The 12,568-nt window shown below is 71.0% G+C and carries 10 protein-coding genes; all 10 read left to right on the plus strand.

The features are described 5' to 3' along the window. Positions 1-187 precede the first annotated feature (187 nt). The 10 genes from ACQHII_RS29605 to ACQHII_RS29650 all read left to right on the plus strand — a co-directional run bounded on the left by ACQHII_RS29605 (position 188) and on the right by ACQHII_RS29650 (position 12,547). Positions 188-763, plus strand: a complete 576-nt coding sequence (locus ACQHII_RS29605; RefSeq protein WP_403649129.1) for a YqgE/AlgH family protein — start codon at positions 188-190, stop codon at positions 761-763. 29 nt (positions 764-792) lie between these two features. Continuing rightward, positions 793-1,080: a DUF3039 domain-containing protein gene (locus ACQHII_RS29610; protein WP_026178118.1), complete on the plus strand. Its 288-nt coding sequence runs from the start codon at positions 793-795 to the stop codon at positions 1,078-1,080. Positions 1,081-1,288: 208 nt separating this feature from the next. Continuing rightward, complete coding sequence (locus tag ACQHII_RS29615; RefSeq protein ID WP_427922128.1) at positions 1,289-2,584, plus strand: extracellular solute-binding protein; 1,296 nt, start codon at positions 1,289-1,291, stop codon at positions 2,582-2,584. Positions 2,585-2,588: 4 nt separating this feature from the next. Beyond that, positions 2,589-3,470 carry a carbohydrate ABC transporter permease gene (locus ACQHII_RS29620; protein WP_427922129.1) on the plus strand — a complete coding sequence of 294 codons (882 nt, stop codon included), beginning with the start codon at positions 2,589-2,591 and terminating at the stop codon, positions 3,468-3,470. After that, positions 3,467-4,312, plus strand: a complete 846-nt coding sequence (locus ACQHII_RS29625; protein ID WP_427922130.1) for a carbohydrate ABC transporter permease — start codon at positions 3,467-3,469, stop codon at positions 4,310-4,312. Before ACQHII_RS29620 ends, ACQHII_RS29625 begins: the two co-directional genes overlap by 4 nt. A 1-nt stretch (position 4,313) precedes the next feature. Further along, positions 4,314-5,939 (plus strand): beta-N-acetylhexosaminidase, encoded by a 1,626-nt coding sequence (locus ACQHII_RS29630; protein ID WP_427922131.1) that lies wholly within the window; start codon positions 4,314-4,316, stop codon positions 5,937-5,939. A 234-nt stretch (positions 5,940-6,173) separates the two neighbouring features. Next, complete coding sequence (locus tag ACQHII_RS29635) at positions 6,174-7,067, plus strand: FAD binding domain-containing protein (RefSeq protein ID WP_359607507.1); 894 nt, start codon at positions 6,174-6,176, stop codon at positions 7,065-7,067. Then, the gene (locus tag ACQHII_RS29640) at positions 7,064-8,803 is read left to right on the plus strand and encodes a 2Fe-2S iron-sulfur cluster-binding protein (protein WP_427922133.1); all 1,740 of its coding nucleotides are present in this window, start codon (positions 7,064-7,066) and stop codon (positions 8,801-8,803) included. Before ACQHII_RS29635 ends, ACQHII_RS29640 begins: the two co-directional genes overlap by 4 nt. Next, entirely contained in the window at positions 8,800-11,115 is a 2,316-nt protein-coding gene (locus ACQHII_RS29645; RefSeq protein ID WP_427922134.1) for a xanthine dehydrogenase family protein molybdopterin-binding subunit, read from the plus strand. The genes ACQHII_RS29640 and ACQHII_RS29645 overlap by 4 nt, the downstream gene beginning before the upstream one ends. A gap of 256 nt (positions 11,116-11,371) precedes the next feature. Then, positions 11,372-12,547 carry an SUKH-4 family immunity protein gene (locus ACQHII_RS29650; RefSeq protein WP_427922135.1) on the plus strand — a complete coding sequence of 392 codons (1,176 nt, stop codon included), beginning with the start codon at positions 11,372-11,374 and terminating at the stop codon, positions 12,545-12,547. The last annotated feature ends 21 nt before the right edge of the window (positions 12,548-12,568 follow it).

Below are 12,568 nucleotides of genomic sequence, written 5' to 3' on the forward strand. Positions count from 1 at the left end.
TTCAGAAAGCCCGAGGACCGCTCAGCCACGTCATAGCTGTGTCACAACACGAACCGTTCCCTATCGGGCACATGGGGTCACGAGGCGGGCCGTGCGCCCTCGACGCCCCTTTCCGCCCTGAGCTGCATTCACTCCCGAACCCCCATTGCCTCCCCCTTCCGCGGAAAGATGCGGGATCATGTCTGGCATGACCGAGGTGTCCTCGCTCACAGGGCGGTTGCTCGTGGCAACACCCGCCCTGGCGGACCCGAACTTCGACCGCGCGGTGGTGCTCCTTCTCGACCACGACGAGGAGGGCTCCCTCGGTGTCGTCCTCAACCGGCCCACCCCTGTGGACGTCGGCGACATCCTGGAGGGCTGGGCGGATCTCGCCGGCGAACCGGGAGTCGTCTTCCAGGGCGGCCCGGTGCAGTTGGACTCGGCCCTCGGCGTCGCCGTCATCCCGGGCGGCGCGTCGTCCGCCGAACGCGCCCCGCTCGGCTGGCGGCGGGTGCACGGCGCGATCGGCCTCGTCGACCTGGAGGCCCCGCCGGAACTGCTCGCCTCGGCGCTCGGCTCGCTGAGAATCTTCGCCGGGTACGCCGGCTGGGGACCGGGGCAGCTGGAGGACGAACTGACGGACGGCGCCTGGTACGTCGTCGAGTCGGAGCCCGGTGACGTCTCCTCGCCGTCCCCGGAGCGGCTCTGGCGCGAGGTGCTGCGCCGCCAGCGCAGCGAGCTCGCGATGGTGGCGACGTATCCGGACGACCCTTCGCTGAACTGATGCCGGTGGGCTTCAGTACCCTTGGCCGTATGAGCACTCTTGAGCCCGAGCGCGGGACTGGTACGGGGACCCTCGTAGAGCCGACGCCCCAGGTGTCGCACGGCGACGGGGACCATGAGCGCTTCGCCCATTACGTCCAGAAGGACAAGATCATGGCGAGCGCCCTGGACGGCACTCCTGTGGTGGCGTTGTGCGGGAAGGTCTGGGTGCCGGGCCGCGACCCGAAGAAGTACCCGGTCTGTCCCATGTGCAAGGAGATCTACGAGTCCATGGGCTCGGGCGGGGACGGCGACAAGGGCAAGGGCGGCGACAAGTAGGAGCCGTCCGGCAGGTCTGACCTTTTAGGCCCTCGGGGCACGCTTCGGCGTGCCCCGAGGGCCTTTCGCGTGTCACGAAGTGGTTGAGACCTCTTGTGGCTTCGTTCATCTACTCCTTAATCTCCGTGGTGTTGTGCAGAGCGAAACGCCCATTGCGTATGTTGCAACGCATGCCCGGATCACGCCCGGATTCCCGGAGGAACGCTCCATGAAGCTCGCCCCCAGATTCGCCGTACTCCTGGCAGCCGCCGCTGTCGTCGCCGGCTGCGCGCCCCAGACCTCCGACAACTCGGCCTCGGACAAGGACGAGGCGAGCGGCACCCTGCGGGTGTGGCTCTTCCAGGAGGTCGGCAACGACCCGAAGGCGAAGGTCGTCGACTCCGTGGTCACCGCCTTCGAGAAGGCCCACAAGGGCACCAAGGTCGACGTGGAGTACATCCCGATCGACACCCGCGCCCAGCGCGTCAAGGCCGCGTTCAACGACCCGGAGTCCGCGCCCGACGTCATGGAGTACGGCAACACCGACACGGCCGGTTACGTCCACGACGGCGGACTCCTCGACGTCACCAAGGAGTTCGGCGCCTGGAGCGAGGCCAAGGACACCGACCCCACCGCGAAGCAGTCCGTCACGGTCGACGGCAAGCAGTACGGCTCCCCGTTCTACGTCGGCGTCCGCGCCCTCTACTACCGCACCGACGTCTTCAAGGACCTCGGCCTCCAACCCCCCAAGACCATGGCCGAGTTGGCGTCCACCGCCCGGAAGATCCACAAGGCGAGGTCGGACCTCTACGGCCTCGTCGTCGGCGGCGCGTACACCTACGGCGCGATGCCCTTCGTGTGGGCCAACGGCGGCGAACTCGCCACGGCCCAGGGCGGTTCGTACACGTCCGGGATCGACAGCGCCGCCGCCCAGAAGGGCATCAAGGCCTACACCTCGCTCTTCACGAGCGACAACTGTCCCGCCGCCAAGTGCGCGGTCATGGGCGGCAACGACACGATCACCGCGTTCGCGGCCGGCAAGGCGGGCATGGCGATCGGCGGCGACTTCAGTCACAGCGCGGTCGAGGCCGGCAAGGTCAAGGGCAAGTACGCGGTCGTCCCGCTGCCGGGTGTCGCGTCCGGCTCGGTCGCCCCCGCGTTCGCCGGCGGCAACAACATCGGTGTCCTGAAGAGCACTTCGCACCGCACGCTCGCGGTGGACCTGATGGAACAGCTCACCTCGAAGAAGACACAGGCCTCGATGTTCGACGCGATGGGCTTCCTGCCGACGTTCACCGACGTCCGCGACGCGGCCGCAGCGAAGGTGCCGTTCGAGAAGCCATTCGTGGAGACGCTGGCCGCGGGCACCAAGTTCGTTCCCGCGTCGCCGGGTTGGTCCGAGATCGACTCCTCGCTCGTGCTGCCGACGATGCTCCAGGAGGTCATCAGCGGCAAGAAGAGCGTGGCGGCGGCTTCGAAGGACGCGGCGAAGAAGATGAACGACGCGTTCAGCTCCGCGGGTTGAGCGGATGCGTACGCGAACGACCTGGGCCCCCTGGCTCTATCTCGCCCCCGCCCTCGTCGTCCTCGGCGGTCTGCTCGTCTACCCCATCTACCAACTCGGCCTGATCTCGTTCTTCCAGTACACGCAGGCACAGGTCAGTGGTGGGGAGCCGACCACCTTCAAGGGCTTCGGGAACTACGCGGAGCTGTTCTCCGACAGCCAGTTCTGGCAGGTGCTGCTGTCGACCGTGCTGTTCGCCGGGGCCTGCGTGGTCTCGACGCTCGCGGTCGGCTGCGCGCTCGCCGTGCTGCTCACCCGCGTGCGCGCCCTGCCCCGACTCGTGCTGATGCTGGCCGCGTTGGGGGCGTGGGCGACACCGGCGGTGACGGGTTCGACGGTCTGGCTGCTGCTCTTCGACCCGGACTTCGGCCCGGTGAACCGCGTCCTGGGCCTCGGTGACCACTCCTGGACGTACGGACGCCTCAGCGCGTTCTTCCTCGTCCTGCTCGAAGTGGTGTGGTGCTCCTTCCCGTTCGTGATGGTGACGGTCTACGCCGGCATCCGAGCCGTACCCTCCGAGGTCCTGGAGGCCGCCGCCCTGGACGGCGCCTCGCAGTGGCGCATCTGGCGGTCGGTCCTCACGCCGATGCTCCGCCCGATCCTGACCGTCGTCACCATCCAGTCCGTCATCTGGGACTTCAAGGTCTTCACCCAGATCTACGTCATGACCAACGGCGGCGGCATCGCGGGCCAGAACCTCGTCCTCAACGTGTATGCCTACCAACAGGCGTTCGCGTCCTCGAAATACAGCCTCGGCTCGGCGATCGGCGTCGTCATGCTGCTGATGCTGCTCGCCGTCACGCTGGTCTATCTGCGCCTGCTCCGCAGGCAGGGGGAGGAGTTGTGAGCGTGCTCCGCGGTTTCGTACGACGGCCCTGGCGGCTCGCGGCCGAGGCCTCGGCGCTGCTGATCGCGGTCGTCGTCGCCTTCCCCCTCTATTGGATGGTGCTCAGCGCCTTCAAACCGGCCGGGGAAATCGAGTCGAGCAAGCCCCGGCCATGGACGCTGGCGCCCTCCCTGGACTCCTTCCGGCGGGTCTTCGGGCAGCAGGAATTCGGCCGTTACTTCGTCAACAGCCTTGCCGTGGCGGGCACGGTGGTCATCGTCTCGGCGCTGATCGCCTTTCTCGCCGCGACCGCCGTGACCCGATTCCGGTTCCGCTTCCGGACCACCCTCCTGATCATGTTCCTGGTGGCCCAGATGGTGCCCGTGGAAGCGCTGACGATCCCCCTGTTCTTCACCATGCGGGGCCTCGGTCTGCTGAACACCCTGGGGTCGCTGATCCTCCCTCAGATCGCGTTCTCGCTGCCGTTCGCGATCTGGATGCTGCGGGGGTTCGTGAAAGCCGTACCGGACGCGCTGGAGGAGGCCGCGTACATCGACGGGGCGAGCCGGACGCGATTCCTGTGGCAGATCCTTTTCCCGCTCGTCTTCCCGGGGCTGGTCGCCACGAGCGTGTTTTCCTTCATCTCGGCCTGGAACGACTTCCTCTTCGCCAAGTCCTTCATCATCAGCGACACTTCCCAGTCGACCCTGCCGATGGCCCTCCTCGTGTTCTACAAGCCCGACGATCCTGACTGGGGCGGCGTCATGGCGGCCTCCACGGTGATGACGATTCCGGTGCTGGTGTTCTTCGTACTCGTACAGCGACGTCTGGTCTCGGGGCTGGGCGGAGCGGTTAAGGACTGACGTGACTGAACTGATTCCTCAGCCCCGCAGTGTCGTCGCCGGTTCCGGCGAGGTGCGGTTGACGGCGCGTTCCCGCTTCTACGCCAGCAGGGGTACGGAGGGCGTCGGCAACTGGCTGCGCGCCACCCTCCAGCAGGCCACCGGCCTGCCGCTGCGCGAGGGGCAGGAACTCGACGACGCCTGTGACGACGGCATCGGGCTCCAGCTCGACCGCGCGCTCGGCCCCGAGGAGTACCGCCTCGTCAGCGACCCGAACGGGGTCTTCGTCGAGGGCGGCAGCGCAGCCGGTGTGTTCTGGGGCGCCCAGACGCTGCGTCAACTCCTCGGCCCCGACGCGTACCGGAGAGCCCCGCTCGACCGGGACCGCACCTGGGCCGTGCCTCACCTCACCATCCAGGACTCCCCCCGCTTCCGCTGGCGCGGCCTCATGCTCGACGTCGCCCGGCACTTCATGCCCAAGGAAGGCGTCCTGCGCTACCTGGATCTGATGGCGGCGCACAAACTCAACGTCTTCCACTTCCACCTGACGGACGACCAGGGCTGGCGCGTACAGATCAAGCGGTACCCGAAGCTGACCGAGATCGGCTCCTGGCGGGCCCGCACGAAATTCGGCCACCGTGCCTCACCCCTGTGGGACGACAAGCCCCACGGCGGCTACTACACCCAGGACGACATCCGCGAGATCGTCGCCTACGCCGCCGAGCGGCATATCACCGTGGTCCCCGAAATCGACGTACCGGGACACTCGCAGGCGGCCATCGCCGCGTATCCGGAACTTGGCAACACCGACGTCATCGACACGAACTCCCTCTCCGTCTGGGACACCTGGGGCATCAACCCGAACGTACTCGCCCCCACTGACAACACCCTGCGCTTCTACGAGGGGGTGTTCGAGGAACTCCTCGACCTGTTCCCCTCGGAGTTCGTTCACGTCGGCGGCGACGAATGCCCCAAGGACCAGTGGAAGCAGTCGGCGACCGCGCAGGCGCGGATCCGGGAACTCGGGCTCGCGGACGAGGACGAGTTGCAGTCGTGGTTCATCGGACACTTCGACAAGTGGCTCTCCGCGCGCGGGAGAAGGCTCGTCGGCTGGGAGGAGATCCTGGAGGGCGGTCTCGCGGACGGGGCCGTCGTGTCGTCCTGGCGCGGCTACGAGGGCGGGATCACCGCCGCCCGCGCGGGGCACGACGTCGTCATGTGCCCTGAACAACACGTGTACTTGGACTGGCGCCAGGATGGCGGCGAGGACGAGCCGGTGCCGATCGCCCATGTGCGCACCCTGGAGGACGTCTACCGCTTCGAGCCCGTTCCCGCGCAGCTCACCGAGGCCGAGGCCCGTCATGTGCTGGGCGCTCAGGCCAACGTGTGGACCGAGGTGATGGAGGATCACGCGCGCGTGGACTACCAGACGTTCCCCAGGCTGGCCGCGTTCGCCGAGGTCGCCTGGAGCGCCCTTCCGGCGCCCGCGGAACGTGACTTCGCCGACTTCGAGCGCCGGATGACCGCCCACTACCCGCGACTCGACGCCCTGGGTGTCGCCTACCGCCCGCCCACCGGACCCCTGCCGTGGCAGCGCCGCCCTGGAGTGCTCGGACGACCCAAGGACGGCCCGCCTCCGAACGCCTAGACCACAGAAGGGAGAAAGCCCCCAGGAGTCACCGACGAGTGGCAATTCGCGCATGCCGGTGATGCCGTACCAAAACGGACCATCTCGCTGATGAGGCGGGCGAATGCCTCCTAGCGGACCCCCGCGTTCGGGTCTTGCGAAGATGTGCCAGAGTTGCCACGTCCGCCCTGTCAGCACGTACCGTACGGCAGCAACAGGTGGGACCAGGTGGGGCAGCGGGAAGGGGCAGCCGGTTTGACCACGCACGCACCGCAGGCGGGGCAGTCCGTCACGCTGCCCACAACGCTGGACGAGGCCGTGGCGGCGCTCACGGCCCTGCCCACGGCCGTTCCCGTGGCCGGCGGCACCGACCTCATGGCGGCCGTCAACTCGGGCCAGCTCAGGCCCAGCGCGCTGGTCGGTCTCGGGCGGATCAGCGAGATCCGCGGCTGGCAGTACCAGGACGGCCACGCGCTGCTCGGCGCGGGCCTCACGCACGCCCGCATGGGCCGCCCCGACTTCGCCGCCCTCATCCCGGCGCTCGCCGCCTCCGCGCGCGCCGCGGGCCCGCCGCAGATCCGCAACGCGGGCACCCTGGGCGGCAACATCGCCTCGGCCGCGCCCACCGGGGACGCGCTGCCCGTACTGGCCGCCCTGGAGGCGACGCTGATCATCGCGGGCCAGGACGGAGCCCGCCGGGAGATCCCGGTGTCGCACCTCCTGGCCGGCGTCGAGATGCTGCGCGGCGGCGAACTCATCGGCTTCGTGCGCGTGCCCCTGCTGCACGCCCCGCAGGTCTTCCTGAAGGCGACCGGCCGGACCGGGCCCGGACGCTCGGTCGCGTCCGTCGCGGTCGTCCTCGACCCCGCCAGGCGCGGGGTCAGGTGCGCCGTCGGCGCCATAGCGCCGATGCCGCTCAGACCTCTGGACGCCGAGCAGTGGGTGGCCCGGCTGATCGACTGGGACAACGGCCGCGCGATCGTCCCCGAGGCGCTGACCGCCTTCGGGGAGTACGTCGCCGCGGCCTGCATCCCCGACCCGGCCCCGGCCGAGGACGGCTCCGTGGAACAGCTTCCGCCCGCGGTACTGCACCTGCGGCGCACCGTCGCCGCACTTGCCCGACGAGCACTCGGGAGGGCGCTGTCGTGACCGACGACCAGCACGGAGAGGGCACCCCCCAGGGCGGCGGACGCTGGGACCCGCTGCCCCAGGGCGACTACGACGACGGTGCCACGGCCTTCGTGAAACTCCCCGAAGGGGGCATCGACGCCCTCCTCGCCGCCCCGGGCCACGGCTATGTGCCGCCGCCCATAGCGGCAGGCCCCGCCCCGGACGGCGACCCCTCGGGCACCGGCTCCTGGGCCGTGCCCGCCGAGGGTGTGCAGTGGCCCGACCCGAACGCCGTACCGCAGCAGGGGACGGCCGGGGGCGAGCAGTTCGTGTACCGCCCCGGGGCCACCGGCCAGTGGACCTTCCAGGACACCAACGCCCCGGACGCGGGCGCCGCGCCCGGGCACGACGTGACCGGGGAGTGGTCGATCCCCGTCGCCGGGGGCGATCTCCCGGACGAATCGGGCGAGTTCACCACCTCCGCCCTGGTCGAGCAGTGGGGCGGCACCCCGCCCGCCACCCTGCCCGGCGGCGCGCCCGCGCCCTGGGCGACGGACGGCGCGGGCCAGAACTGGGCCCAGCAGGCGTCGTCCGGCACGGGCGTGACGGAGCGGCCCGGCCGGCCCGACACGCACACCGACGGCCGCGGCACGGCGTACACGGCGACGGGCACCGACGGGCGCGGCACGGCGTACACGGCGAGCGGCACCGACGGCCGGGGCACCGGCTACCCGGCCACGGACACCGACGGGCGCGGCGTGGCACACCCCGCCGACCGGTCCGAGGCGCACCCGGCCGCCGAGTCGGCCCGCCGCCCCTACGAGGAACCCCAGGGCAGCGACCCGTACGCGCACGCCCGCACCGAGGCCGCCGCCGACCCCTACGGGGACGCGCGCGGCGACCGCCACGACGACACCGCCGCCGAACTCGCCGCGGCCGACGCCCAGTCGGCCGACGAGAACGGCTCGGCGGGCGGCGATGCCGAAGAGGCCGAGGAGGCCACCGAGGGGCCCGCTGAGCCCTCCGCGGCGGCCGACGCGTCCGACGGTGCCGAAGCCGCCCCGGAGGCCGCTGAGGCGCCCGTGACGGCCGCCGACGCCGACGCGCCGGACGAGACCGCCGAGCCCGGCCCGAAGCTCCCCGGCGACGAACACCCGCTCGCCTCCTACGTGTTGCGCGTCAACGGCGCGGACCGGCCCGTCACCGACGCCTGGATCGGCGAGTCGCTGCTCTACGTGCTGCGCGAACGCCTCGGCCTCGCGGGCGCCAAGGACGGCTGCTCCCAGGGCGAGTGCGGCGCCTGCAACGTCCAGGTCGACGGACGGCTCGTCGCCTCCTGCCTGGTGCCCGCCGTCACCGCCGCCGGCTCCGAGGTCCGTACGGTCGAGGGTCTCGCCGTCGACGGACAGCCCTCGGACGTACAGCGGGCGCTCGCCAAGTGCGGTGCCGTGCAGTGCGGTTTCTGCGTGCCCGGCATGGCGATGACCGTGCACGACCTCCTGGAGGGCAACCCCGCGCCCACCGACCTGGAGGCGCGCCAGGCCCTGTGCGGCAACCTGTGCCGCTGCTCCGGCTACCGGGGTGTCCTGGACGCCGTCCAGGAGGTCGTCGCCGAACGCGAGGCGCACGCGGCCGCCGCCGAGCCTGAGTCGGACGGCGACGAGGCGCGTATTCCTCACCAGGCGGGCCCCGGAGCCGGTGGTGTCCACCAGTCGGCGTTCGAGTCCCCGCGTACGCAGGACCAGGCGTACGGCCAGGACGGAGGTCAGGCGTGAGCAACGAAGCCGCCACCGCGACCACGGAGGCCGCGCCCGCCCCGGAGCATCCGGGCCACGGCCTGGGCGCCTCGCTCCCTGCCGCCGACGCCCGCGCCAAGACCGAGGGCACCTTCCCGTACGCGGCCGACCTGTGGGCCGAGGGCCTCCTGTGGGCCGCCGTCCTGCGCTCACCGCACCCGCACGCGCGCATCGTGTCCGTCGACACGTCCCACGCGCGGGACATGCCCGGCGTACGGGCCGTCATCACCCACGAGGACGTGCCGGGCCGCGACCGCTACGGCCGGGGCACCGCCGACCGCCCGGTGTTCGCCTCCGAGGTGGTGCGCCACCACGGGGAGCCCATCGCCGCCGTCGCCGCCGACCACCCGGACACCGCGCGGATGGCCGCCGCCGCCATCATGGTCGAGTACGAAGTACTCGATCCGGTGACCGACCCCGAGCAGGCCTTCGAGGCCGAACCGCTGCACCCCGACGGCAACCTGATCCGGCACATCCCGCTGCGCCACGGCGACCCGGACGCGGCCGGAGACGTCGTCGTCGAGGGCCTGTACCGCATCGGCCGCCAGGACCCCGCCCCCATCGGCGCCGAGGCCGGCCTCGCCGTGCCCCGCCCCGACGGCGGCGTCGAGCTCTACATCGCCTCCACGGACCCGCACACCGACCGCGACACGGCCGCCGCCTGCTACGGCCTGGAGCCCGACCGCGTGAAGGTCGTCGTCACCGGCGTTCCCGGGGCCACCGCCGACCGCGAGGACCAGGGCTTCCAACTCCCGCTCGGACTGCTCGCATTGAAGACCGGCTGCCCGGTCAAACTCACCGCCACGCGCGAGGAGTCCTTCCTCGGCCACACCCACCGCCACCCCACGCTCCTGCGCTACCGCCACCACGCCGACGAGGACGGCCGTCTGGTCAAGGTCGAGGCCCAGGTGCTGCTCGACGCGGGCGCCTACGCCGACACCTCCTCGGAGGCCCTGGCCGCCGCCGTCTCCTTCGCCTGCGGCCCCTACGTCGTCCCGAACGCCTTCATCGAGGGCTGGGCCGTCCGCACCAACAACCCGCCCTCCGGACATGTGCGCGGCGAGGGCGCCATGCAGGTCTGCGCCGCCTACGAGGCGCAGATGGACAAGCTCGCCAAGAAGCTCGCCATGGACCCGGCCGAGCTGCGCCTGCGCAACGCCATGGCCACCGGTGACGTCCTCCCCACCGGCCAGACGGTGACCTGCCCGGCACCGGTCGCCGAACTCCTCCAGGCCGTACGGGACTTCCCGCTGCCGCAGCTCCCCAAGGACACCCCCGAGGACGAGTGGCTGCTGCCCGGCGGCCCCGAGGGCGCGGGCGAACCGGGCGCGGTACGCCGGGGCGTCGGCTACGGCCTCGGCATGGTCCACATGCTCGGCGCCGAGGGCGCCGACGAGGTCTCCACGGCCACCGTGAAGGTCCACGACGGCATCGCGACCGTCCTGTGCGCGGCGGTGGAGACCGGCCAGGGCTTCACCACCCTCGCCCGCCAGATCGTCCAGGAGACCCTGGGCATCGACGAGGTGCACGTCGCCCCCGTGGACACCGATCAGCCCCCGGCCGGCCCCGGCTGCCGCGGCCGCCACACCTGGGTCTCGGGCGGCGCGGTGGAACGCGCCGCGAAAATGGTCCGCACCCAGCTGTTGCAGCCCCTGGCGCACAAGTTCGGAATGTCGACCGAACTGCTCCAAATCACGGACGGCAAGATCACGTCGTACGACGGAGTCCTGTCGACGACCGTGACGGAGGCCCTGGACGGCAAGGAACTGTGGGCCACCGCCCAGTGCCGCCCGCACCCGACCGAGCCCCTGGACGAGGCGGGCCAGGGCGACGCCTTCGTGGGCCTCGCGTTCTGCGCGATCCGCGCGGTGGTCGACGTCGACATCGAACTGGGCTCGGTGAGGGTCGTCGAACTCGCCCTCGCCCAGGACGTGGGCCGCATCCTGAACCCGACCCAACTCGTCGCCCGTATCGAGGGCGGCGTGACCCAGGGCGTAGGCATCGCGCTGACGGAGAACCTGCGCACCGCGCGCGGGTTGATCCGCCACCCCGACCTCACGGGCTACGCCCTCCCCACCGCCCTGGACACCCCCGACATCAAGATCGTGAAACTCGTCGAGGAACGCGACGTGGTCGCCCCCTTCGGAGCGAAGGCGGTCAGCGCGGTACCGGTGGTCACGTCCCCGGCGGCCATCGCCTCCGCGGTACGCGCCGCGACGGGCCGCCCCGTGAACCGCCTGCCGATCCGCCCGCAGGCGGCGGTCGTGACGAACGGGCAGTACGGGCAGTAGGCGGCGCCGACAGGGCTGTCGCCGAGGGACGGGAACGTTCACGGGTGGTCTGAGCGTCTGATGGGTGAGGATGTTTCGGACGTTTCGCGTCCGTCCGTGCCCTGCGAGGCGTTTCCGCTGCGAGTTCACCGCGTTTTCGCTGGTCAGAGCCATTGTCAGTGGTGCCGCGTAGTGTTCTGGGCAGTGGGGACGACAGCGGAACACCGGTGCCGCACGGGGAAGATTCACGCACGGGGGAACCATGCACGGGGGAGCGATGAGCAGGACCGACGCCGGTTCTACGGCGGCCACGATCACCTTGACCGAGGACGATCTCGATCCGTACGTCACGCACGCGTCCACGCGCCGCTGGCTGACCGGCCCCGGACTGCCGGGCGACAGCGGCCTGTTGACGTTCGAGGAGCTGCGCAGGGAGGGCCTGCGGACGGTCGCGGACTCGCTGGGCGATCCCGACCCGCTGGCGGCGGAGCTCCGGGACCAGCTGGTGATAGGCGCGCTGTGGGGACCCGACGGCGGTGAGGCGGAGTCGATCCTGCTGGACGGCGAGACGGGCGAGATCGCCACGACGTACTTCTTCCACGACCGCCCGGACCTGATGGAGACCGGCCCGCTGGCCCCGTCGATCGAAACGCTGGCCCGCTTCACCACGACCACCGACGAACTGACCGCCCTGAGCGGCCAGTTCGCGTCCTACGAGGGCCGTCACGGCGCGCAGACAGTGGCGGAGGCGTCACGCCACCTGCTCTCGATCTTCGAGTCGGAGACGGACGGCGAGGTGCCCCCGTTCTGGAAGGCGGCGGCCCTGATCCGCCCGCTGGCCCTGGTCGCGGGCCCCGGCACGACATCGGGCCTGACCCTCGACATCCCGGCCCGCCTGCTGGACCAGGAGTTCGGCCAGGGCACGGTCGCCCGCTTCGAGGAGGTCGACTTCCCGGCCACGCTCACCCACGAGCCGACCCGCCGCTTCCTGCGCGAGACGGGCCTGCCCGAGGACGCGCTCCTCTTCCAGCTGGACACGGACGTCCCGCTCCCGACCCTGTCCGAGTTCTACGAGGACGAGCCCTCCGACGAACTCCCGGCCCGCGCCGACGAGTTGATCCGTCTCGGCTATCTGGTCGAGGACAACAGCCTGGTGGTGGACGGCGCGACGGGCGAGATCCTGACCTGGAGCGAGCCGGAGGCGACGCTGGCTCCCCTCAACACGGACGTCTCGACCCTCGCCTTCACCCTCTGGCTGCTTCACCGCGAGAGGGCGATCGACGCGAACCTCTCGGGCGAGCTGACGGCGGAGGCGTACGACCAGTTGGCCACGACGATGCTCCAGACCCTGTCGACGGTGGACCCGACGGGCCGAGGGACCGGAGCGGCCGGCCGACGCCACCCGCACTACTGGACGGAGGCGTTCCAGGACGAGGCGGGAGGGGTGCTCTGACGCGGACGGGGATGCGGTCTC

The sequence above is a fragment of the Streptomyces sp. cg40 genome, assembly GCF_050320165.1.
GTDB lineage: Bacteria > Actinomycetota > Actinomycetes > Streptomycetales > Streptomycetaceae > Streptomyces > Streptomyces hokutonensis.

Bases quoted from the DNA above. Each gene is read 5' to 3' on its own strand.
- ACQHII_RS29650 (WP_427922135.1), top strand. From the start codon at position 11,372: ATGAGCAGGACCGACGCCGGTTCTACGGCGGCCACGATCACCTTGACC.
- ACQHII_RS29610 (WP_026178118.1), top strand. From the start codon at position 793: ATGAGCACTCTTGAGCCCGAGCGCGGGACTGGTACGGGGACCCTCGTA.
- ACQHII_RS29605 (WP_403649129.1), top strand. From the start codon at position 188: ATGACCGAGGTGTCCTCGCTCACAGGGCGGTTGCTCGTGGCAACACCC.
- ACQHII_RS29615 (WP_427922128.1), top strand. From the start codon at position 1,289: ATGAAGCTCGCCCCCAGATTCGCCGTACTCCTGGCAGCCGCCGCTGTC.
- ACQHII_RS29620 (WP_427922129.1), top strand. From the start codon at position 2,589: ATGCGTACGCGAACGACCTGGGCCCCCTGGCTCTATCTCGCCCCCGCC.